This window comes from Diaphorobacter limosus (assembly GCF_033100095.1).
Lineage (GTDB): Bacteria > Pseudomonadota > Gammaproteobacteria > Burkholderiales > Burkholderiaceae_C > Alicycliphilus > Alicycliphilus limosus.
Map to the genome: position 1 here is coordinate 3,914,724 of NZ_CP136921.1, position 20,666 is coordinate 3,935,389.

Here is a 20,666-nt window from a genome sequence, read left to right on the forward strand (position 1 = left end):
GGCACAATTTGCCCTGCGCCACCCAATCCATCGGAGGTATTCCATGCCATCCCATACCGAGTTGCTACGCCTGGCGGTCGATCTGGCCCATGCCAACCGCCAGCGTGGTGGGCGGCCGTTTGGCGCCGTGCTGGCGCGCGATGGCGAGGTGATCGCCACCGGCATCAATGACATCGTGCACACCCATGATCCCAGTGCCCATGCCGAGATGCAGGCACTGCGCGCCGGCACCCGGCGCCAGGCCAGCCCCAGCCTGGCGGGCTGCACCCTGTACGCCAGCGGCCACCCCTGCCCGATGTGTCTGGCGGCGCTGCTGATGGCCGGCTGCGGGCAGGTGTTCTACGCTTTCGACAACCAGGACGCCACGCCCTACGGGCTGTCCAACGAGGGCTGGTACCGCTGCTTGCGCCTGCCGTTGGTGCCGCCTCCCCTGCCGCTGTCGCGGCTGGACACCGGTATCAGCGCCGCCCAACTGTATGGCGACACGCCCTGGCCCCAGGCGTGAATGAGTGTCCTGAATTGGAAATTCGATGAACAAATCACCCGACTATCGACGCCATGCGGCGTTGCAAATCCTCGCCATAGCTACGGCTATGGCTGCGGTTTGCGCCTTGCCTGGTGCCGATATCGGTCGATTTGTTATTCAACGAACCTTCAACTCAGGACACTAAAACACCCTGGCGCTCTCGCGTTCGGCCATGCGCTCGCGCCAGGCCTGCAGCCGGGCAAAGCCCTCGGCGCCGGCGTCGAACTTCATCAACCCGCGGGCAAATTCCAGCGCGCAAAAGGCGGTGATGTCGGCAATTGTGAAGCGCTCGCCGGCCATCCAGGGATGCTCTGCCAGCTGCTCGTCGAGCCAGCGCGCGCGCTCGCGCACCTTCTCGCCCTGCGACCGGCCAAAGTCGGCGAACTGCGGGCGCTCCAGCGTTGCCAGGCCGGGGTGGGTGTGGCGCACGCAGTTGGCAATCGGTAGCAGCCAGTACCACTCCACGCGCCGGTCGTGCATTTCGATGAAGGCGCGCTCGGCAAAGTCGCGGCCCATCAGGTTGGGTTCGGGCTGCAGGCCCTCCAGGTAGCTGCAGATGGCGCGCGTTTCGCTTAAGCACCGGCCGTCGGGCAGCTCCAGCGTCGGCACGGTGGCCACTGGGTTGAGCGCACGGTAGGCGGCGCCCTTGTGCTCGCCGGCGTTCAGGTCGACGGGCACCAGCTCGATGCCGGTGATGGCCTTCTCGTGGATGAACATCAGCACGCGACGCGGATTGGGCGCGCGGTGGGCGGTGTAGAGCTTCATGGCTTGTCCTGTTGTCCGGTGATGACCATGCCGCGCGCCTGCTCGGCAAAGGCCTGGGCGCCGGCCTCGCCGTCGCGCTCCAGGTCCATCTTGGCCGGCGGCTGCAGCAGGCCGCGCTGCACGGCAGGGCGTGCGCGGATGGCATCGCGCCAGCGGCGCAGATGATCAAGTCTGTCGATGGAGATGCCCGACCAGCGGTGCGTGCGCACCCAGGCCCAGTTGGCGATGTCGGCAATCGAGTAGTCGCCGGCCAGCCATTCGTGCTGCGCCAGGTAGCCGTCGAGCACCTCGAACAGGCGCCGGCCCTCGGCCTGGTAGCGGTCTATGGCCGGCTGTATCTTCTCGGGGAAGTAGCGGTAGAACACATTCGCCTGACCCATCATGGGGCCGACGCCGCCCATCTGGAACATCAGCCACTGCAGCACGCGCGAGCGGCCCGGCGCGTCCTGAGGCATGAGGCGGCCGGTCTTCTCGGCCAGGTAGACCAGGATGGCGCCGGACTCGAACACGGCAAAGTCGCCGGCATCGTGGTCGACGATGGCCGGGATGCGGCCGTTGGGGTTGATGGCCAGAAACTCTGGGCGCTTTTGCTCGCCGGCGGATAAATCCAGCACCTGCAGGCGGTAGGGCAGGCCCAGTTCTTCCAGCGCGATCGAGACCTTGTGCCCGTTGGGCGTGGCGGCGGTGTAGAGGGTGATCATGGGGGCCATGGTAGTGCGGCTGCAAAATTTTCACAGCCGGGGCAAAAGCCTTCAACCATGGCCGGGGCCGCCAGGGCTACGATGCGCGCTTGTTGTTGTTACCCCCTCCTGCCATGGCCGATCTTTCCAAAATGACCTGCATCGAAGACCTGCGCCAGGTCGCAGAATGCCGCGTGCCGCGCATGTTCTACGACTACGCCGACTCCGGCTCGTGGACCGAGGGCACTTACCGCGCCAACGAAAGCGACTTCCACGCCATCCAGTTCCGCCAGCGCGTGGCCGTCAACATGGAAGGGCGCAGCACCGCCACCACCATGGTCGGCCAGCAGACCAGCATGCCGGTGTGCATCGCCCCCGTGGGCCTGACCGGCATGCAGCACGCCGACGGCGAGATCCACGCCGCGCGCGCGGCCGAGAAGTTCGGCATACCGTTCACCCTGTCAACCATGAGCATCTGCTCGATCGAGGACATTGCCGAGCACACCAGCGCGCCGTTCTGGTTCCAGCTCTACATGATGCGCGACCGCGACGCCATGGCGCGCATGATCCAGCGCGCCAAAGACGCCAAGTGCAGCGCCCTGGTGCTCACGCTCGACCTGCAGGTGATAGGCCAGCGTCACAAGGACATCAAGAACGGATTGAGCGCGCCGCCGCGCCCCACCCTCAAGAACATCATCAACCTGATGACCAAGCCGCGCTGGTGCCTTGGCATGGCCGGCACGCGCCGCCACACCTTCCGCAACCTGGTGGGGCATGTGAAGGGCGTGTCGGACATGAACTCGCTGGCCGCCTGGACGAATGAGCAGTTCGACCCGCGCCTGTCCTGGGAGGACGTGCGCTGGGTCAAGCAGCAGTGGGGCGGCAAGCTGATCCTGAAAGGCATCATGGAGGTGGAAGACGCGCTGCTGGCCGCCAATAACGGCGCCGACGCCATCGTCGTCAGCAACCACGGCGGTCGCCAGCTCGACGGCGCGCCCTCGTCCATCGCCGCGCTGCCGGCGATTGTGGAAGCCGTGGGCGACAAGCTGGAGGTGTGGATGGACGGCGGCATCCGTAGCGGCCAGGACGTGCTGCGCGCCTGGGCGCTTGGAGCGAAGGGCACCATGATCGGCCGCGCCATGGTCTACGGCCTGGGCGCCTTTGGCGAGGCCGGCGTGACCAAGGCCCTGCAAATCATCCACAAGGAGCTGGACGTGAGCATGGCCTTCTGTGGCCATACCAATCTGCAGAACGTGGACCGCTCCATCCTGGTGCCGGGCACCTACCCGACGGCGTGATTCATGGGGGGGCCTGGCGTTGTGACGCTGCTCTCGTTTGTATAAACGAATGAATGGTTCGCCCCCGGCTGTCCACCGCCACGGTGACTGGGAAGTCCACCAACTCAAACTCATAGATGGCTTCCATGCCCAAGTCCTCGAAGGCCAGCAAGCGAGCGGATTGAATAGCCCTGGACAACAGATAGGCGGCGCCGCCCGTGGCGCTGAGATAGGCACCGCCGTGGCGGGCAATGGCGGCGATGGCGGCAGATCCGCGCTCGGCCTTGCCGATCATGGCCAGCAAACCGGCCTGCGCCATCAGGGGCTCGACAAAGCGATCCATGCGCGTGGCGGTGGTCGGCCCTGCGGGGCCCACTGCTTCGTCACCCACCGCGTCCACCGGGCCCACGTAATAGACCACCCTGCCGCGCAGGTCCACCGGCAGTGCCGCGCCGCGAGCGAGTAGATCCACGAGGCGCTTGTGTGCCGCGTCGCGGGCGGTGAGCACGCGCCCCGACAGCAGCAGAGTCTGGCCAATGCGCCACTGGCGTACGGTGTCAGCGCTCAGATGATCCAGATTCACACGCTCGGCATCGGGCAAGTCGAACCGGTCGGGGATGCCGTCCCAAAGGCTGGGTGGAGGCTCGTCGATACGTGCCGGCCCGTTGCCGTCGAGCATGAAGCGTACATAGCGGGTGGCGGCGCAATTGGGAATCAGTGCCACGGGAATCGTGGCCGCATGGCAGGGCGCCGTGCGCAGCTTCACGTCGAGCACGGTGGACGTTCCGCCCAGGCCCTGCGCACCTATGCCCAGAGCGTTGGCGCGCTGGTACACCTCAAGCCGCAGGGCCTCCTCGACGCCCTGGGCGCCGCGCGAGCGCAGCAGATCCATGTCGATGGGATCGAACAGCGACAGCTTGGCCAGCAGCATGGCCTGCTCCGGCGTGCCGCCTATGCCTATGCCCAGGGTGCCGGGCGGGCACCAGCCGGCGCCCATGCCCGGCAACTGCGCGATGACCCAGTCGGCCACGCTGTCGCTGGGCTCCAGCGTGGCAAAGCGCGCCTTCACATCACCACCACCGCCCTTGGCCACGACCAGTACCTCCAGCGCCTCACCCTCGACGATTTCGCAGTGCACGGCGGCGGGAGTGTTGTCACGCGTGTTGCGCCGCCGGCCCAGCGGATCGTCCACCATGGTGGCGCGCAGCGGATTGACCGGATCGCGGTAGGCACGGCGCACGCCTTCGTCGGCCACCGCCTGCAGGCCCCAGGGCTGCGCACCATCGCGCCGAAAAAACTGCACGCCACAGCCCACGCGCAGGAACACCTGGCCCACGCCGGTGTCCTGGCATACGGGCCGCCGCCCCAGGGCGGCGAGGCGGCTGTTGACCAGCAGTTGCTCGATGGCGGCACGCGCCGGCGCATGGGTCTCGGTGGCCAGTGCCCGGCGCAGCGCGCGCACGAAGTCGGGCGGGTGGTGGTGGCTGATGAACTGGAAGGCCTGTGCCAGGCTGTCCACCAGGTCTTCCTGCGCGATGCGGGTCATATCAGTTCTCCTCAATGCTGCACATGACCCGTGCCGCATGAAACTGGCGCATCCCAGGCGCGGGCCACCGCGCAAGGGCCGCCCAGCCGCGCTGGTGGCGTCCCCCTGCCCGCATTGCGCAGCAATGCGAGAGCAAGGGGAAGGCGCGAAGCGACTCAGGGAGGTGTCTCACATCAATCGAGCTGGATCTTGGCGTCGTTCACCACCTTGCGCCAGCGCTCCACTTCGGCGGCGGTGTACTTGGCAAAGACATCTGGCGCGTATTGCGCTTCGGGCAGCAGTTGTATGCCTTGCCCCACCATGCGCGTAGTCCATGCCTTGTCGGTCAATGCTTTCAGATAGGCCTGATGCATTTTCTGCACCACATCCTTGGACGTGCTTTTGGGGGCGTACAGGCCGTACCAGGTGGCCGCCTCGAAACCGGGCAAGGCCTTTTCGGCCAACGGGGCAACGCTGGGAAACTGCTGGGGCATGGCCGTGAGCGAGGTCAATGCAATGGCATTGAGGCGCCCACCCTGCACCTGGGGCAGGGCGGTATTGGTCTGGTCGAACATGGCATCCACCTGGCCGCCGATCAGGTCGTTGATGGCCGGCGCGGCACCCTTGTAGGCCACCTGTGTGACGTCGATTCCGGCCTTGGCGGCAAACAGCGCGGCGATCAGGTGCGAGGTGGAGCCCACGCCGGCATTGCTGAAGTTGATCTTGCCCGGCTGCGCCTTGGCTGCGGCGATCAGATCGCCGGCGCTCTTGTAGGGCGAGCTCTTTCCCACCAGCATCACCAGGGGCGTGTCGGGGAAGCGGAACACGGCCTCGAAGTCCTTGACCGGGTCGTAGTTCAGCTTCTTGTACAGCGCCGGGCCCGCGCCCATGTAGCCCAAGTGGCCCACCAGAAAGGTGTAGCCGTCCGCACGCGCCTTGGCGGCCTTGGCCGCGCCAATGGTGCCGCCCGCGCCGGGCGTGTTTTCGATGATGATGGGCTGGCCGATCTGCCGGCTGACCTTGTCCGCAATGTCGCGCGCCATGGCGTCCGTCGGCCCCCCGGCGGCGAAGGGAACGATCCAGGTCAGGCTCTTGGTGGGCCAGTCCTGGGCATGGGTGAACTGGGATGCGACGAGCAGGGCAACGGCGCCGGCGGTCTTGAGAAATTTCATGTTTGTCTCCTGAAGGGTGTGTGGAATCAATGGGTCTTTGCCGACGCGGCGATGGCACGATCCACCATTGCCGGGGCCAGGCCCAGGTAGTTGGCGGGATCGGTCAGGCGGTCGATGGCCTGGCGGTCGAAATGCGCGGTGACGGCGGGCAGGGCGGCCAGGGCCTCGGCCAGGGTGCCGCCCGTTTCGTTGACGCTGCGGCAGGCGTCATAGACCACGTCATGCGCCTGTTGGCGGCCCATGGCCGGGGCCAGGCCCATCATCACCGCCTCGGCCACGATCAGGCCGCGGCTCAGGCCCAGGTTGCGGCGCATCTGATCGGTGTCCACGATCAGCCCGCCCAGGGCAAACTTGGCCTGGTGCAGCGCGCCGGCGGTAAGGATGAAACTCTCGGGGATGGCGATCCACTCGGCATGCCACGGGCCTGTGGCACGCTCGAAGTCCTGGATCATCGCGTCCACCATCAGGCCCGCATGCTGGCGCACGCCCTTGGCGGCGGCCAGCATCAGCTCGCTGGAGATGGGGTTGCGCTTTTGCGGCATGGTGCTGCTGGCGCCCCGGCCCTTGACGAAGGGTTCGTAGACCTCGGCGAACTCGGTCGAGGCCATGATCATGATGTCCAGCGCAATCTTGCCCAGTGAGCCGGTCACCAGGGCCAGCAGGTTGACTGCCTCGGCAAAGCCGTCGCGCGCTACATGCCAGGTGGTGGCCGGCACGGCCAGGCCGAGTTCCTCGGCCAGCGCCTGCTGCACCTGCAGGCCCTTGTCGCCCAGCGAGGCCAGGGTGCCCGCGGCGCCCGCAAGCTCCACGCACAACACGCGCTCGCGCAGCTGGGCCAGGCGCTCTTGATGGCGATCGAACATCGCCAGCCAGATGGCGACCTTGTAGCCGAAAGTCACGGGCAGCGCCTGCTGCAGGTGGGTGCGGCCGGCCATGGGGGTGTTGCGGTGCTTCTTCGCCAGGTCGGCCAGGATGCCGCGCAGCGTGCGGATATCGGCCTCCACCAGATCCAGCGCATCGCGCACCTGCAGCACATTGGCCGTGTCCATGATGTCCTGGGTGGTCGCGCCCCAGTGCACGTAACGCCCGGCCTCGCCGCACATGGCCACCAGCTGGTGCACCAGCGGCAGGATGGGGTAGCCGACAATGTCGGTTTCGTGGCGCATGTGATCGAAGTCGATGCGCTCCAGGCGCGACTCGCGGGCGATGGCCTCGGCCGCCTCAGACGGAATCACGCCGCAGCGCGCCTCGGCACGTGCCAGCGCCACTTCCACCTCGATGTAGCGGGCGATCAGTCGGCGGTCGGAGAACACCTCACGCATGGCGGGAGTGCCAAATGCGTCGCGAAACAGAATGGAGTCGATGACGGTGCTGGAGACAGGGACGAAGGACATGGTGGGAGGCCCAAAGTATGTTGATAATGTCGGACATTCAAATATGTTCGAACAAATGCAGTGTATATATGTTCGAACAAATTATGATTGGTATTAACCCTGAATTCATGCCATGTCGCGCGCCATGAACAAGACCACCCCTGCCGACCTGGTGAGTGAGCTGGCAGAAGCCATCGCCGCAGGCCGCTATCCCGTGGGCTCGTTGTTGCCCACGGAGTTCGAGCTCTGTGAGTCCCATGGTTTGAGTCGCTACGCAGTCCGTAAGGCCCTGGACGAACTGCAGGAGCTGGGTTTGATCTCCCGGCGCAAGAACGTGGGCACGCGCGTGGAGTCCACCAAGCCGGTAACGGGGTTTACGCAGTCCATTGCCACGGTGGACGAGTTGGCGCAGTTTGGAGCGCGGCATGTGCGGGTCATCCGTTCCTCCGAATGGCTGGTGGCCGACCTGGCCCTGGCCAGGGAGCTTGATTGCCCCGGCGGCACGCACTGGCTGCATATCTCCAGCCTGCGCATGGACGACACGCCCAGCGCGCGCCCCATTTGCTGGACTGATGTGTACGTGGATGCGGCCTTCGGCGACATCGACGAGCTGGTGCGCCAGTCGCCCGAGATCCTGATCAGTTCCTTGATCGAGGCGCGTTATGGACGGGCCATTGCCCGGATCCGCCAGGAGGTGGACGCGATGCTTATGCCGGCGCAATTAGCCCGCGAGCTGCAGACGGACGTGGACTCGCCCGCCTTGCGTATCACCCGACGCTATTACGACACGGCGGGAGAGCTGCTGGAAGTGTCCCGATCCATACATCCCGCTAACCGCTTTACGTTCTCAATGGAGATGAGCCGAAGCCGCGAGCAAGACAGGTAGCCCTTGATCGTCCTTTGACACCGTTGTCCTTGCGCGGCCATCGCCATGTGCACAGGCATCCCTCTCCAATAGCTGTACCCCTGTGACCCGGGCGCTGGCTATGCTGGAGGGCCTCTGCCATGCAGCCCTCCCATGACTCTTTCCCTTGATGCGCCCACCTGGCTCTGGATCCCCGTGGTGCTGTTCGCCACCCTGGCCCAGACCGCGCGCAACACCGCACAGCGCACGTTGACCGCCGAGCTGGGCACGCTGCCCGCGACGCTGGTGCGGTTTCTCTACGGCCTGCCGTTTGCCGGCCTGTGGCTGGCGCTGCTGTACTGCTGGCCCGACCAGCCGCCGGCCCTGCCGCATTTCAGTGCCGCCTACCTGGGCTGGATCGCGCTGGGCGCCTTCTTTCAGATCGCCGGTACGGCCTTTCTGCTGCTGGCCATGGCCGAGCGCAACTTTGCCGTGGCCGTGACCCTGTCCAAGACCGAGGTGCTGCAGGTGGCGCTGTTCGCCACGGTGCTGCTGCACGAGCTGCCCCGGCCGCTGGCGCTGCTGGCCATGGTGGTGGCGACGACAGGCGTGTTCCTGCTGTCGCTGCCGCCGCGCGGGCAGCTGTTGTCGCTGTCGGCCTGGCTCAGCCGTCCGGCGCTCTATGGCCTGGGCTGCGGCGCCAGCTTTGCCATTGCCAGCGTGGGCTTTCGCGGCGGCGCCCTGGCGCTGGGGGCCGAGACGCCCTGGCTGTCGGGCGCCTGGGGCGTGGTCATCGCCCAGCTGCTGCAGAGCCTGGGCCTGGGTGCCTGGGTGGCCCTGCGATCGGAAAAAGGCCTGGCGCCGCTGTGGCCCGCCTGGCGGCTGTCGCTCGTGGCCGGCAGCATGGGCGCGGCCGCGTCGCTGGCCTGGTTCACGGCCTACGCCATGCAGGGCGCGGCCGAGGTGCGCACGCTGGGCATGGTGGAGGTGGTGTTCAGCTACCTGGTCTCGCGCCGCCTGCTCAGCGAGTCCTTCACGCGGCCCGAGAAGCTGGGCATGGCGCTGATGCTGGTGGGGCTGGTGCTGATCAGCCTGCAGGGGCTTTGAGGGCGACAATCCTCGCCGTGACCGCCGCCGACCTGCCCCGCCTGACCCGCCGCATCGCCCACCTGGACATGGATGCGTTCTACGCCTCCGTGGAGTTGCTGCGCTACCCGCAGCTTGCGGGCCTGCCGGTGGTCATTGGCGGCGGGCGCAGGCAGCAGGACGACGCCCTGGCCGCGCAGTACGGCGAGCGGCTGGCCGACATTCCCGTCGCGGCCTTCCCTCGTCTTGCGGACTACGTGGGTCGTGGCGTCATCACCACCGCCACCTACGCCGCGCGCCAGTTTGGCGTGGGCTCGGCCATGGGGCTGATGAAGGCGGCGCGTGCCTGCCCGCAGGCCATCCTGCTGCCGGTGGATTTTGCCGAGTACCGGCGCTACTCGCGGCGCTTCAAGCAGGTCATCACCGACATCGCACCGGTGATGGAGGACAGGGGCGTGGACGAGGTCTACATCGACTTCACGCAGGTGCCAGGCGGCCAGCGCGAAGGGGGCCGGGTGCTGGCGCGGCTGATCCAGAAGAGCATCTTCGAGGCCACGGGCCTGACCTGCTCGGTGGGCGTGGCACCCAACAAGCTCATCGCCAAGATGGCCAGCGAGTTCAACAAGCCCAACGGCATCGCCATCGTGCAACCCGATGACCTGCAGACCCTGGTCTGGCCGCTGGCCTGCCGCAAGATCAACGGCGTGGGCCCCAAGGCGGACGAGAAGCTGCAGTCGTACGGCATACACACCATTGGCGAGCTGGCGGCGCGCCCGCGCGACTGGCTGGTGGCGCATTTTGGCCGCTCCACCGGCGCCTGGCTGCACGATGCCGCCTGGGGTCGCGACGATCGCCCCGTGGTGCTGGAGAGCGAGCCCGTCAGCATGAGTCGCGAGACGACCTTCGACCGCGATCTGCATGCGGTGCAGGACAGGGCGCTGCTGGGCCAGATCTTCACCGAGCTGTGCCAGCAGGTGGCGGCCGACTTGCAGCGCAAGGGCTACGCGGGTCGCACCATAGGCATCAAGCTGCGCTACGACGATTTCCGTGTTGCCACGCGCGACCACACCATCGTCCTGCCGACGCAGGACGCCACCGTCATCCGCCGCGAGGCCGGTCTGTGCCTCAAACGCGTGCCCTTGGATAAGCGCCTGCGTTTGCTGGGGGTGCGCGTGGGCAAGCTGCTGCCGCAGTCCGAGGTTGGGCGGCAGGCACAGGGCGAGGGCGAGGCGCTGTTCTGAGCACCGGCCGCGCTGATCCGGGGCTACGCCGCTGCGTCGCGCACCGTGAGCGCGCCCAAGCCCCAGTGGTGCAGCACTTCGCGCGCGACGAGCAGCGCTGCGCTGCTGGCGGGGTCGGTGGGCAGGCAGTCTTGCGTCGCCGGCCGGCCGTTGGCGCGGGCTGCCAGGCGGGTGAACAGTGTTTCGACGTCGACCATGTCCAGCGTGATGTCCGCGCCTGGTGCGGAGCCGTTCGCGCCAGCGCCGGCACGCGCCAGCGCATGCAGGGCTGCGTTGGCGAACACCAGCCGCGCCCCGGCGACTTGCGCGCGCAGTGGCATCAACGCGTCCTCGATCTGCTCGATGGCGTGCTCCAGCTCCAGCGGCGTGGGCGGGTCGTGGCGCAGCGTGGCCGCCAGGACGGCCCGGCCCAGGGGCGCCGCAACGCTTGCCGGTTCTATGGATGAATCGCCCCCTGGGTAGCTCTGAATCAGCGCAACATGCTCCAAAATTTGAAGCGTTACCAGATCGCGGCCGGTCATGCCGTTCACGGCGCTTCGGCCGCACCGGCGGCGTCGAATGTGGCCATGTCCCTGGCGCTCAGGCGCAGCCGCGTGGCGCGGATCAGTCCCTCCAGTGGCTCCAGGCCGGTGGCGCCGGTGATGGGCGCCACGGCGGCGGGGCGCGCTCTCACCAAGGCGAGGGTCACCTCGCCGGGCCGCATGCCGTGGCGCACGGCCACGGCGTCCAGCGCGGCCGGCACGGGCAGGACGCGCGGGCGGCGGCAGGCCTTGACCCAGTGGCTGCGGGCGCTGCCCTTGAGGTCGCCAGGTCGGCCGTCCAGCCGACCACATTGCCGCCGAAGACAAGGGAAGAGAGGCGGAGCCCGATGTGATCGATGGCGCGATCCAGGGAGCCCAGGTGCATGGATTAACTCTGGTATTGATAGCATGTTGCGCTTGTCCGGAGGGCGTTTCAATCGAAACGGAAGGCCGATATGTCAACCCCCATGACGCGGTCGCCAAACACCTTGGCGCCGCGCCCTTCCCCTGCGGCGCCGGCCGCCACGTGCAGCGGCAGCAGGTGCTCCTCGGCGCGCGGCGGGTGCGACAGACGCCCGGCCGGACCGCTGGCCGTGGCCCAGTTGGCCAGGCGTGCATCGCGCTCGGCGGTGGGCAGGGCCACGGTCTCGCTGAGCCAGCGGTCGAATTCGGCGGCCGCCGGGCCTGAGCGCGGGTCGCCGTAGCCGCGCATGTTGTGGTAGCTCATGCCGCTGCCGATGATCAGCACGCCCTCATCGCGCAGGGGGCGCAGCGCCCGGCCCATCCGCAGGTGCTCGGCCGCATCCAGGCTGCGCAGCAGCGACAGCTGCAGCACCGGAATGTCGGCATCGGGGAAGGCCAGCAGCAAAGGGATGAAGCTGCCGTGGTCGTAGCCGCGCTCGCTGTCCTGCACGGGGTCGAAGCCTGCGCCGGCCAGCAGGCCGCTGACGCGCCCGGCCAGCGCCGGCGCGCCGGGCGCGGGGTAGCTCAGCTCATAGGTGTGCGGCGGAAAGCCGTAGTAGTCGAACAGCATGCCCGGCCGGGCGGCAGAGCTCATGCAGGGCTGGGCTCCGAGCCAGTGCGCCGTGACCAGCACGATGGCCTGCGGTCGCGTTGGCAGGCTGGAGGCAATGCTGCGCAGGTAGGCCGCGGTCTTGTCCCAGGCGTCGGCCGGGTTCCAGTCCATGAAGAAGCAGGGGCCGGCGCCGTGCGGGATATACAGCGTGGGCATGCGGGGAGGCGTGTTCATTGGGTTCTCCGGTTCATCGCAACTTTGACATGAACCTGCGCCTTTGTCCCTGATGCTACTGCCGCGCCGTGCGCCGGTTGGCCGGCAGCGGCATCGGGGCGCTGGTGCGCAGCGGGTTGATGTCCAGCCCGCCGCGGCGCGTGTAGCGGGCGTACACGGCCAGCTTGATGGGGCGGCAGCGCTGCCAGATGTCCATGAAGATACGCTCCACGCATTGCTCGTGGAACTCGTTGTGATTGCGAAAGCTGACGATGTACTGCAGCAGCCCTTCCTGGTCGATTTGCGCGCCGCTGTAGGCGATCTGCACGCTGCCCCAGTCGGGCTGGCCGGTGACCAGGCAGTTGCTCTTGAGCAGGTGGCTGACCAGGGTTTCGGTGACCGGTGCCTCGTCGTGGTTGGCCTTGAGCAGCTCGGGCGCCGGTTGGTACTGGGTGCACTCGATGTCCAGGCGGTCGAGCAGCAGGCCGTCCAGCTCGTGCACCTGCTCCGCGTCAAACTGATCGGGCGTGACCAGGCGCACGCCCACGGTGCCGGCATGTGCGGCGCCGCGCCAGGCGGCCTCGCTCACGTCCTGGCGGATGCGCGCGCGTACCTCATCCAGGCTGGCAAAGCGCGTTTTGTTGAAGCTGTTCAGGTACAGTTTGAAGGACTTGCTTTCGACGATGTTGGGCGTCTCGCAGGGCACGGTGATGTGTGCAATGGCCACCTGCGGCTTACCGCGCAGGTTGAGCCAGGACAGCTCGTAGGCCGTCCACAGGTCGGCGCCGAAGAAGCTTGGGGCGCCGGCGATGCCGATCTCGGCGCGCTTGGGCTGGCGCGGTATCGGGAACAGCAGCGCTGCGTCGTACTGGTCGGCATAGGCGCTGGCCTTGCCGAGCTGGGATTGTTCCGGCGTACTCATGTGTTTACTATCGATTGGATAGCTGCGAGCGCTTGTGTATCAAGCGCTACAGGCTGTTTTTACTTGAACTCACGCTCGCGCAGCCATTTGGTGGCGATCCATTTCTCGCCCTCGGTCACGGGGGCGCCGCCGTGCAGCGTGCGGGTGCTGGGGTGGGGGCGCTCGTAGCTGAAGAACACGGCGTTGCCCTGGCGCGGGGCGATCTCCAGCGGTACGTCGGGGAAGGTGGTGCCGCCGCCCTTGGCGGGGCTGTTCAGGTAGATCACCAGCGTGGCCACGCGCTGGCCGCCGCGCTGCAGGATGCTGGGCGTGCCGGCTTCCTGGGGGTCGAAGTAGTCGTAGTGCGGCTTGTACTCGGCGCCGGGGCGGTAGTGCAGCACTTGCAGGCCCTCGCCGTTCTGTACGGGCCAGTTGACCAGGCGGGCAATGCGCTGCTCCAGCCGGGCGACGACGGCGTTCTCGCCGCGCTCGAAGAACATGCCGTCGCTGGTGCGCGCCTGGTTCACCTCCTGGCCGCCGGTGGCGGTCTGCACGGTGAGCGAGCGCGCCATGCGCGAGCCGGCGGCGTCGATGATGGCCTGGCATTCCTCGGGCGACAGCAGGTTGCCAAACAGCACCACACGCGGATTCGCCATGGCCATCAGCACCTCGACCTGGCGGTCGCCCACGTCGATGTGCAGGGGCGATTCGGCAAGCGCCGGATCGGGCACGGGGGCGGCCGGCGGCAGGCCCTTGTCCAGCGCCACCTTGTCCAGATGCGCGCGCAGTACCAGCTCCACCGCGGCGATGGCCACGTCCTCATTCCAGCCCGCGGCGCGCATGCCCTCGATCAGCGCGGGCGCGGCCACGCCGGCGCTGGCCTGGTCGATGATCCACTGGCGCAGCTCGGGGGTGATGGTCTGGGACAGGCTCATGGCGGGGGCTCCTCCTCAAGTGGCTTGGCGGCGAAAGACCAGGCGCTCGGGCGTGCTGGCGCCGGGGGCCCAAGCATAGCCCTCCAGGTCAAAACCTTCGAGCTGGTGCGGGGTGGTCACGCGCTGCTGTATGGCATAGCGCGCCATCAGGCCGCGCGCGCGCTTGGCGTAGAAGCTGATGATCTTGTACTGCCCATTTTTGTAGTCTTCAAACACGCATTCGATGACGCGTGCCTTGAGCGTTTTCAGATCGACAGACTTGAAATATTCCTGCGAGGCCAGGTTGACGACCACCGGCGTGATGTCCTGGGCCAGGCGCTGGTTCAGGTGCTCGGCGATGCGCCGGCCCCAGAACTGGTAGAGGTTGGCGCCGGCGCTGGTGGCCAGGCGCGTGCCCATCTCCAGGCGGTAGGGCTGCATCCAGTCCAGCGGGCGCAGCACGCCGTACAGGCCGGAGAGGATGGCCAGATGCTGCTGCGCCCAGTTCAGCTCGTCCGGCGACAGGGTGGGGGCCTGCAGGCCCTCGTACACATCGCCGTTGAAGGCCATCACGGCCTGGCGCGCGTTGTCGGCCGTGAAGCGCGGCCGCCAGGCGGCGTAGCGCGCCACATTCAGCGCCGCCAGCGGGTCGCTGATGGACATCAGCGAGGCAATCTCCTGCGGCGACTTGTCGCGCAGTACGGCGATCAGCTGCTCGGCCTGGGGCACAAAGGCCGGCAGCGTGTGCGGCAGACCGGCGGGCAGCGGCGTGTCGTAGTCCAGCGACTTGGCGGGGGAGAGCAGAAACAGCATGCGGGGCTCCGGTGCGCCTAGCTGTTCGTAATTGCATCAAATTGGCCTTGAACCCTTGACTGGCAAGCGCAAACAGCTAGATTTTTCATAGTGATAAAACAGCACCGGGGGCCAAGGCCCCCGGTGCTGTCAGGCGTGACCTTACTTTAGACGGCGGCGCCTTCCTTCTCGAACGGCAGTTGCAGATCACGCAGGTCGCGGCGGGTTTCCACCAGCACCAGCGGGCCTTCGTCCAGCACCACGGCGGGCGGACGCTCGCGCGGGATGTGCACCGGCTTGGGCTCGGCGGCGATGGCGGCCTGGACGGCGGCAATCTTGTCGGCGTCGGAGTTGATCCACTGCAGACCCGAGGACTGGGCCACATCCATCAGCGCTTGCACGGGCAGCGTGAAGGCCTGCACGCGTGGCATGCCGCTGGCCGGCTCTGCCGCGGCCTGGACGGCCGGCGCGGGTGCCGGTGCCGGCGCGGGTGCTGGCGCCACGGGTGCCGGGGCGACGGCCGGGGCCGCGGCCACGGGGGCCGGGGCTGGCTCGGCGAGTGCCGGCTCTGTCACGGCTTGCGCAGCGGCCTCGGGGGCGGGGCTGGGCGCGACCACGGGGGCAGCCGGTGCGGCAAAGTAGCTGCGCCGTGCGGGCTCGGCCGCGGGCTCGGCCGCTTCGGCGGCGGCCGGCGCCGGTGTGCCGGGGAGGTCGAACTCCATCAGCGGCGCGGCGGGCGCGGCCTCGGTGCCGTCAGTGCTGCGCGGCGCGCGCTCGGCGCGGTCGCGGCGGTCGCGGCCATAGCGGTCGCGCGAGCGGCGCTCGCGGCGCTCTTCGCCCGCGGCGGGCGCCTCGGCCTGGCCGGTGCCGACCTCGTTGGCCGTCAGATCCAGATCGGGCAGGGCGTCCAGCGGAGCGGTGTCGGCAAAGTCGGCCACCGGGGTGGCGGCGTCGCTGCCGCGCGGCGCGCGCTCGCGGCGCGGTTCGCCGCGCTCACGGCGTTCGTTGCCGCGCGCGGGGCGCTCGCTGCGTTCGGGCGTGGCCGTGGTTTCGGGCGTGTCGGTGGCCTGGGTGCTCACCGCGGTTTGCTCGGCGTTGGCAGAGGGTGCCGCGCCGCGCTCGCGGCCGTTGCGGCCCTCGCGCGGCTGGCGCGGCTTGTCGCCCTCGGGGCGGTCGGTGCGTTCGGTGCGCTCGCCGCGGCCGTTGCGGCCTTCACGGTTCTCACGCGGCTCGCGATTCTCGCGGCCTTCGCCTGCCGGGCGCTCACCACGGCGGCCACGGCCCTCGGTGCCGGCGCCTTCGCGATTGCCGTCACGGTTGCCGTCACGGTTGCCGCTGCGTTCGCCGCCGCGGCGGCTGCCGCGCTCGCCACCGCGGCCGTCGCGCCGGCCCTCGGTGCGGGGGGCAGCTTCAGCCGGCGGCGCCACGGGCGCGGCCACGGGGGCGGGCGTCGCGCCAAAGCCGAACAGGCTCTTGAGCCAGGCGAAGAAGCCTTGCTCGGGTGCCGGCGCCGGTGCCGGGCGCGGCTGCTGCGGCGCGGGCGTGGGCGCCGCGGCCGAGCGCTGCTGGCCCTGACCGCGTGCCGGAGCTTCGGGGCGCGGCTCGGCCACCGGGGCGGGGGCGTCGGGCAGCACGCCCTTGATCACCGGCTGCTGCTTGTTGGTCGGCTCTTGCGAGCGGCGCGTGATGCCGGTCTGCTCCTCGGGCACATCGGCCAGCTGGTAGCTGGCCTCCAGGCCGTCCAGGCGCGGGTCGTCGTGCTTCAGGCGCTCAAGCTTGTAGTGCGGCGTGGCCAGGCTCTTGTTCGGGATGAGCATGATGGCCACGCGCTTGCGCAGCTCGATCTTGGCGATCTCGTTGCGCTTTTCGTTCAGCAGGAAGCTAGCCACCTCCACCGGCACCTGGCAGTGCACGGCGGCGGTGTTGTCCTTCATGGACTCCTCCTGGATCATGCGCAGCATCTGCAGCGCAAAGCCCTCGGTGTCGCGCACATGGCCGGTGCCGTCGCACAGCGGGCAGCGGATATGGGCGCCCTCGGACAGCGAGGGCTTCAGGCGCTGGCGGCTCATCTCCATCAGGCCGAACTTGGAAATCGTGCCGAACTGCACGCGCGCGCGATCCTGGCGCAGGGCGTCGCGCAGGCGGTTCTCGACCTCGCGGCGGTTCTTCGACTCTTCCATGTCGATGAAGTCGATGACGATCAGGCCGCCCAGGTCGCGCAGGCGCATCTGGCGCGCCACCTCGTCGGCGGCCTCCAGGTTGGTGCGGGTGGCGGTCTCCTCGATGTCGCCGCCCTTGATGGCGCGCGCCGAGTTCACGTCCACGCTGACCAGCGCCTCGGTGTGGTCGATGACGATGGCACCGCCAGACGGCAGGGTGACCGTGCGGGCGTAGGCCGATTCGATCTGGTGCTCGATCTGGAAGCGCGAGAACAGCGGCGCATCATCGCGGTAGCGCTTGACGCGCGCGGCCTGCTCGGGCATGACATGCGCCATGAACTGCTGGGCCTGCTCGTAGATGTCGTCGGTGTCGATCAGGATGTCGCCGATGTCGGCGTTGAAGTAGTCGCGGATGGCGCGGATCACCAGGCTCGACTCCTGGTAGATCAGGAAGGCGCCCTTGCCGGCCTTGGCCGCGCCGTCGATGGCGCTCCACAGCTTGAGCAGGTAGTTCAGGTCCCATTGCAGCTCGGGGGCGCTGCGGCCAATGCCGGCGGTGCGCGCGATGATGGACATGCCCTTGGGGTATTCGAGCTGGTCCATGGTCTCTTTGAGCTCGGCCCGGTCCTCGCCCTCGATGCGGCGCGACACGCCGCCGCCGCGCGGGTTGTTGGGCATCAGCACCACGTAGCGGCCGGCCAGGCTGATGAAGGTGGTCAGCGCCGCGCCCTTGTTGCCGCGCTCTTCCTTCTCCACCTGCACCAGCAGTTCCTGGCCTTCCTTGATCACATCGTTGATGCGCGCCTGAGAGGGCGAGACGCCCTCGGCGAAATACTGGCGCGAGATTTCCTTGAAGGGCAGAAAGCCGTGGCGATCCTCGCCATAGTCGACGAAGCAGGCCTCCAGCGACGGCTCGACGCGCGTGACCACCGCCTTGTAGATGTTGCCCTTGCGCTGCTCGCGCCCTTCGACCTCGATCTCGTAATCCAGCAGCTTCTGGCCGTCGACGATGGCCAGGCGGCGTTCTTCGGGCTGCGTGGCGTTGATGAGCATCCGTTTCATGATGCGTGTCCTTTATGCAATGCGTTGTTCTTGTGCGGGCAGTGCACGGCGCTGCCCGCGTCTCGTATCCAGACAAACACCCTCGGCAGAGGGGCGTCAATGCCTGGACTGGCGCATCGAAACGGAAGCGAGGGAAGGGGCCGGGTCGCACCACAGCCGCGCAGCGGGTCAGCTGCGCAGCGGTGGAGGAGGGTGGGCGTGGATGGGAGCGAGCCGGATTGCAGGCTGTTCAGCTATCAAATTTAGAGCTGCTAGCGCTTTCCGGATGGGCGTTGGGGGCGATTTTTGTGCCAACGGCAGGCGCTGGCGCACCTGCCATAGGGACACAATCCAAGCCAGTACAACCCACATGATGTCGCTTTGATCCGCCGACCGCCGCGCTCTGGTGGAGGCGGTGTCGGCTTGTATTTCCGTGTTTCTGTGATTCGATGCGTCAGCCTCTGGTGCCACGTGCGGCGCTACAAACCGCGCACTACGCGCCTGGGCATTCACCAGACCGCGCGTCGAGCCGGGCCTGTGTCCACTAAACTCCAGACACATCAACCGCTTACACATCCGTCGCGCAGGTGAAACCGATTATAGAGGGCAAACCCAGCCCGACCCCCGCGGCCCGCATCGTCGAGGTCGATGCCGAGTCCACAGGCCAGCGCCTGGACAACTTTTTGATACGCCACCTCAAGGGCGTGCCCAAGACCCATGTCTACCGCATCATCCGCAGCGGCGAGGTGCGCCTGAACAAGGGCCGCACCAGCGCCGACGCGCGCGTGGCCGAGGGCGACCTGGTGCGCCTGCCGCCGGTGCGCGTGTCCGAGAAGATCGCCGAGAAGGCCGAGCGCCCGGCGCCCGCGCGTGAATTCCCCATCCTGCTCGAGGACGAGCAGCTGATCGCCCTGGACAAGCCCGCCGGCGTGGCCGTGCATGGCGGCTCGGGCGTTTCCTTTGGCGTCATCGAGCAGCTGCGCCAGGCCAGGCCGCAGGCGCGCTTTCTGGAGCTGGTGCACCGGCTCGATCGCGAGACCTCGGGCATCCTGCTGGTGGCCAAGAAGCGCTCGGCGCTGACGCATCTGCAGGACCAGTTCCGCGGGCGCGAGACCGGCAAGACCTACCTGGCGCTGGTGACTGGCAGCTGGCCGGCGAACCACAAGGTTATTGACCAGCCGCTGCACAAATACCTGCAGGAGGGCGGCGAGCGCCGCGTGCGCGTGACCACCCAGGACGACCCGGACGGCATGCGCTCCATCACCCTGGTCAAGGTACGCGAGCAACTCGCGCCGCGCCCCATGGCCGGCCTGCCGGCCATGAGCCTGCTGGAGGTGACCATCAAGACCGGGCGCACGCACCAGATCCGCGTGCACCTGGCGTCCCAGGGCCACCCTATCGCCGGTGACGACAAGTACGGCGACTTCGACCTGAACCGCCGTTTGCAGAAGAACGGCCTGAAACGCATGTTCCTGCACGCCTGGCGTCTGCAGTTCGACCACCCGGGCAGCGGCGAGCGCCTGGAGCTGCGTGCCGAGCTACCGCCGGATCTGGCGGACTTTCTTGCCACCGAGCCCAACCATGCCTGAACACCGCCCGCGCCGCTTCGACCTGATCGCCTTCGACTGGGACGGCACGCTGTTCGACTCCACCGCCATCATCGTGCGCAGCATTCAGGACGCCGTGCGCGACGTCGGCGGCGCCGTGCCCAGTGATGAGGCCGCCGCCTGGGTGATTGGCATGGCGCTGGAGCCGGCGCTGGCGCATGCCGCGCCCGACGTGCCGCGCGAGCACTATCCGCAGCTGGCCAACCGCTACCGTTACCACTACCTCAAACGCCAGGACGATGTGACCCTGTTTGCCGGCGTGCTGCCCATGCTGCATGCCCTGCGTGCGCGCGGCCACCTGCTGGCCGTGGCCACGGGCAAGAGCCGCCGCGGCCTGGACCAGGCGTTGCAGCTGGTGCAGCTGCGCGGCATGTTCGACGGCTCGCGCACGGCCGACGAGACGGCCGGCAAGCCGCACCCGCTGATGCTGCAGGAGCTGATGGCCGAGTTCGACGTGGCGCCCGGGCGCCTGCTCATGATTGGCGACACCACGCATGACCTGGAGATGGCCCGCGCCGCCGGCTGCGCCAGCGTGGGCGTGGGCTATGGCGCCCATGACGTGGCCGAGTTCGCCGCCCTGGGCCCGCTGTGTGTGGTGCCATCGGTCGCCGCGCTGCACGGCTGGCTGCAGGAGCACGCCTGATGAGCTCCGAGCGCATCCCCCTGTGCGCCAGCGCCGATCTGCTGGACGGCGGGCGCGCCGTGGCCTTCGATGTGCACTATCGCGGCCAGAGCCTGCGCGCCTTTGCCATCCGCTACCAGGGTGGCGTGCATGCCTATCTGAACCAATGCACCCATGTGGCCATGGAAATGGATTTCAAGGAGGGCCATTTTTTCGACGACAGTGGCTGCCGGCTGATCTGCTCCACCCACGGAGCGTTGTTTGCGCCCGACACCGGCGCCTGCCTGGGCGGCCCGGCACGCCGGCCCCTGGTCAAGGTGGACTTGAGCGAAGAGGGCGGCATGGTGTACTGGCATACTGCCCCCGATCTGCAAACCGTAGCGTTCTGACAC

At 68.0% G+C, this 20,666-nt stretch carries 20 protein-coding genes; 8 read left to right on the top strand and 12 right to left on the bottom strand.

Translation table 11 applies throughout. The features are described 5' to 3' along the window. Positions 1 to 43: 43 nt before the first annotated feature. The gene (locus P4826_RS18835) at positions 44 to 505 is read left to right on the top strand and encodes a nucleoside deaminase (protein ID WP_317701869.1); all 462 of its coding nucleotides are present in this window, start codon (positions 44 to 46) and stop codon (positions 503 to 505) included. A 162-nt stretch (positions 506 to 667) separates the two neighbouring features. Here P4826_RS18835 and P4826_RS18840 read toward each other — a convergent pair whose 3' ends face one another. Next, on the bottom strand, positions 668 to 1,291 hold the full coding sequence (locus P4826_RS18840; RefSeq protein ID WP_317701870.1) for a glutathione S-transferase family protein: 624 nt from the start codon (positions 1,289 to 1,291) through the stop codon (positions 668 to 670). Further along, complete coding sequence (locus tag P4826_RS18845) at positions 1,288 to 1,992, bottom strand: glutathione S-transferase family protein (protein WP_317701871.1); 705 nt, start codon at positions 1,990 to 1,992, stop codon at positions 1,288 to 1,290. Before P4826_RS18845 ends, P4826_RS18840 begins: the two co-directional genes overlap by 4 nt. 113 nt (positions 1,993 to 2,105) lie before the next feature. Between P4826_RS18845 and P4826_RS18850 the strand changes: the two genes are divergently transcribed. Continuing rightward, a complete protein-coding gene (locus P4826_RS18850) occupies positions 2,106 to 3,269 on the top strand; it encodes an alpha-hydroxy acid oxidase (RefSeq protein WP_317701872.1) in 1,164 nt (387 codons plus the stop codon). 1 nt (position 3,270) lies between these two features. On the opposite strand, the gene P4826_RS18855 is transcribed toward P4826_RS18850, so the two are convergent. The 3 genes from P4826_RS18855 to pcaB form a co-directional block, all read right to left on the bottom strand. After that, positions 3,271 to 4,794 (bottom strand): fumarate hydratase, encoded by a 1,524-nt coding sequence (locus P4826_RS18855; protein WP_317701873.1) that lies wholly within the window; start codon positions 4,792 to 4,794, stop codon positions 3,271 to 3,273. Between the two features lie 173 nt (positions 4,795 to 4,967). Further along, positions 4,968 to 5,945: a Bug family tripartite tricarboxylate transporter substrate binding protein gene (locus P4826_RS18860; protein ID WP_317701874.1), complete on the bottom strand. Its 978-nt coding sequence runs from the start codon at positions 5,943 to 5,945 to the stop codon at positions 4,968 to 4,970. A gap of 26 nt (positions 5,946 to 5,971) precedes the next feature. Continuing rightward, complete coding sequence (pcaB, locus tag P4826_RS18865; protein ID WP_317701875.1) at positions 5,972 to 7,339, bottom strand: 3-carboxy-cis,cis-muconate cycloisomerase; 1,368 nt, start codon at positions 7,337 to 7,339, stop codon at positions 5,972 to 5,974. A gap of 124 nt (positions 7,340 to 7,463) precedes the next feature. Between pcaB and P4826_RS18870 the strand changes: the two genes are divergently transcribed. From P4826_RS18870 to dinB, 3 genes are all read left to right on the top strand, one after another. After that, positions 7,464 to 8,204 (top strand): GntR family transcriptional regulator, encoded by a 741-nt coding sequence (locus P4826_RS18870; protein WP_317701876.1) that lies wholly within the window; start codon positions 7,464 to 7,466, stop codon positions 8,202 to 8,204. 132 nt (positions 8,205 to 8,336) lie between these two features. Continuing rightward, positions 8,337 to 9,269 carry a DMT family transporter gene (locus P4826_RS18875; protein ID WP_317701877.1) on the top strand — a complete coding sequence of 311 codons (933 nt, stop codon included), beginning with the start codon at positions 8,337 to 8,339 and terminating at the stop codon, positions 9,267 to 9,269. Positions 9,270 to 9,337: 68 nt separating this feature from the next. After that, a complete protein-coding gene (gene dinB / locus P4826_RS18880; protein WP_317703802.1) occupies positions 9,338 to 10,489 on the top strand; it encodes a DNA polymerase IV in 1,152 nt (383 codons plus the stop codon). Positions 10,490 to 10,512: 23 nt separating this feature from the next. Here the strand turns inward: dinB and P4826_RS18885 are convergent, their stop codons facing one another. The 7 genes from P4826_RS18885 to P4826_RS18915 all read right to left on the bottom strand — a co-directional run bounded on the left by P4826_RS18885 (position 10,513) and on the right by P4826_RS18915 (position 18,066). Continuing rightward, positions 10,513 to 11,010, bottom strand: coding sequence for a hypothetical protein (locus P4826_RS18885; RefSeq protein WP_317701878.1), 498 nt, complete (start codon positions 11,008 to 11,010; stop codon positions 10,513 to 10,515). Between the two features lie 5 nt (positions 11,011 to 11,015). Further along, the gene (locus tag P4826_RS18890; RefSeq protein WP_317701879.1) at positions 11,016 to 11,231 is read right to left on the bottom strand and encodes an aldo/keto reductase; all 216 of its coding nucleotides are present in this window, start codon (positions 11,229 to 11,231) and stop codon (positions 11,016 to 11,018) included. A gap of 212 nt (positions 11,232 to 11,443) precedes the next feature. Beyond that, entirely contained in the window at positions 11,444 to 12,259 is an 816-nt protein-coding gene (locus tag P4826_RS18895) for a DODA-type extradiol aromatic ring-opening family dioxygenase (protein ID WP_317701880.1), read from the bottom strand. A gap of 55 nt (positions 12,260 to 12,314) precedes the next feature. After that, positions 12,315 to 13,160 (bottom strand): NADPH-dependent 7-cyano-7-deazaguanine reductase QueF, encoded by an 846-nt coding sequence (queF, locus tag P4826_RS18900; RefSeq protein WP_317701881.1) that lies wholly within the window; start codon positions 13,158 to 13,160, stop codon positions 12,315 to 12,317. A 59-nt stretch (positions 13,161 to 13,219) separates the two neighbouring features. Next, positions 13,220 to 14,074 carry a 2OG-Fe(II) oxygenase gene (locus tag P4826_RS18905; RefSeq protein WP_317701882.1) on the bottom strand — a complete coding sequence of 285 codons (855 nt, stop codon included), beginning with the start codon at positions 14,072 to 14,074 and terminating at the stop codon, positions 13,220 to 13,222. Between the two features lie 15 nt (positions 14,075 to 14,089). After that, entirely contained in the window at positions 14,090 to 14,866 is a 777-nt protein-coding gene (gene yaaA / locus P4826_RS18910) for a peroxide stress protein YaaA (RefSeq protein ID WP_317701883.1), read from the bottom strand. Positions 14,867 to 15,012: 146 nt separating this feature from the next. Continuing rightward, positions 15,013 to 18,066, bottom strand: coding sequence for an Rne/Rng family ribonuclease (locus tag P4826_RS18915; protein ID WP_317701884.1), 3,054 nt, complete (start codon positions 18,064 to 18,066; stop codon positions 15,013 to 15,015). 566 nt (positions 18,067 to 18,632) lie between these two features. Between P4826_RS18915 and P4826_RS18920 the strand changes: the two genes are divergently transcribed. From P4826_RS18920 to P4826_RS18930, 3 genes are read left to right on the top strand one after another with little or no spacing between them, the layout of a single operon-like run. Then, positions 18,633 to 19,634, top strand: coding sequence for an RluA family pseudouridine synthase (locus P4826_RS18920; RefSeq protein ID WP_317701885.1), 1,002 nt, complete (start codon positions 18,633 to 18,635; stop codon positions 19,632 to 19,634). Further along, positions 19,627 to 20,295 carry an HAD family hydrolase gene (locus P4826_RS18925; RefSeq protein WP_317701886.1) on the top strand — a complete coding sequence of 223 codons (669 nt, stop codon included), beginning with the start codon at positions 19,627 to 19,629 and terminating at the stop codon, positions 20,293 to 20,295. The genes P4826_RS18920 and P4826_RS18925 overlap by 8 nt, the downstream gene beginning before the upstream one ends. Beyond that, the gene (locus P4826_RS18930; protein ID WP_317701887.1) at positions 20,295 to 20,663 is read left to right on the top strand and encodes a Rieske (2Fe-2S) protein; all 369 of its coding nucleotides are present in this window, start codon (positions 20,295 to 20,297) and stop codon (positions 20,661 to 20,663) included. The genes P4826_RS18925 and P4826_RS18930 overlap by 1 nt, the downstream gene beginning before the upstream one ends. The last annotated feature ends 3 nt before the right edge of the window (positions 20,664 to 20,666 follow it).

What these genes read in the sequence shown, in the direction of transcription:
- P4826_RS18875 (WP_317701877.1), top strand. Translation starts at nt 8,337, where the DNA reads ATGACTCTTTCCCTTGATGCGCCCACCTGGCTCTGGATCCCCGTGGTG.
- P4826_RS18850 (WP_317701872.1), top strand. Translation starts at nt 2,106, where the DNA reads ATGGCCGATCTTTCCAAAATGACCTGCATCGAAGACCTGCGCCAGGTC.
- P4826_RS18915 (WP_317701884.1), bottom strand. Translation starts at nt 18,066, where the DNA reads ATGAAACGGATGCTCATCAACGCCACGCAGCCCGAAGAACGCCGCCTG.
- dinB (WP_317703802.1), top strand. Translation starts at nt 9,338, where the DNA reads ATGGATGCGTTCTACGCCTCCGTGGAGTTGCTGCGCTACCCGCAGCTT.
- P4826_RS18870 (WP_317701876.1), top strand. Translation starts at nt 7,464, where the DNA reads ATGAACAAGACCACCCCTGCCGACCTGGTGAGTGAGCTGGCAGAAGCC.
- pcaB (WP_317701875.1), bottom strand. Translation starts at nt 7,339, where the DNA reads ATGTCCTTCGTCCCTGTCTCCAGCACCGTCATCGACTCCATTCTGTTT.
- P4826_RS18855 (WP_317701873.1), bottom strand. Translation starts at nt 4,794, where the DNA reads ATGACCCGCATCGCGCAGGAAGACCTGGTGGACAGCCTGGCACAGGCC.
- P4826_RS18835 (WP_317701869.1), top strand. Translation starts at nt 44, where the DNA reads ATGCCATCCCATACCGAGTTGCTACGCCTGGCGGTCGATCTGGCCCAT.
- P4826_RS18840 (WP_317701870.1), bottom strand. Translation starts at nt 1,291, where the DNA reads ATGAAGCTCTACACCGCCCACCGCGCGCCCAATCCGCGTCGCGTGCTG.
- P4826_RS18930 (WP_317701887.1), top strand. Translation starts at nt 20,295, where the DNA reads ATGAGCTCCGAGCGCATCCCCCTGTGCGCCAGCGCCGATCTGCTGGAC.
- P4826_RS18885 (WP_317701878.1), bottom strand. Translation starts at nt 11,010, where the DNA reads ATGACCGGCCGCGATCTGGTAACGCTTCAAATTTTGGAGCATGTTGCG.
- yaaA (WP_317701883.1), bottom strand. Translation starts at nt 14,866, where the DNA reads ATGCTGTTTCTGCTCTCCCCCGCCAAGTCGCTGGACTACGACACGCCG.
- P4826_RS18860 (WP_317701874.1), bottom strand. Translation starts at nt 5,945, where the DNA reads ATGAAATTTCTCAAGACCGCCGGCGCCGTTGCCCTGCTCGTCGCATCC.
- P4826_RS18905 (WP_317701882.1), bottom strand. Translation starts at nt 14,074, where the DNA reads ATGAGCCTGTCCCAGACCATCACCCCCGAGCTGCGCCAGTGGATCATC.
- queF (WP_317701881.1), bottom strand. Translation starts at nt 13,160, where the DNA reads ATGAGTACGCCGGAACAATCCCAGCTCGGCAAGGCCAGCGCCTATGCC.
- P4826_RS18845 (WP_317701871.1), bottom strand. Translation starts at nt 1,992, where the DNA reads ATGATCACCCTCTACACCGCCGCCACGCCCAACGGGCACAAGGTCTCG.
- P4826_RS18925 (WP_317701886.1), top strand. Translation starts at nt 19,627, where the DNA reads ATGCCTGAACACCGCCCGCGCCGCTTCGACCTGATCGCCTTCGACTGG.
- P4826_RS18895 (WP_317701880.1), bottom strand. Translation starts at nt 12,259, where the DNA reads ATGAACACGCCTCCCCGCATGCCCACGCTGTATATCCCGCACGGCGCC.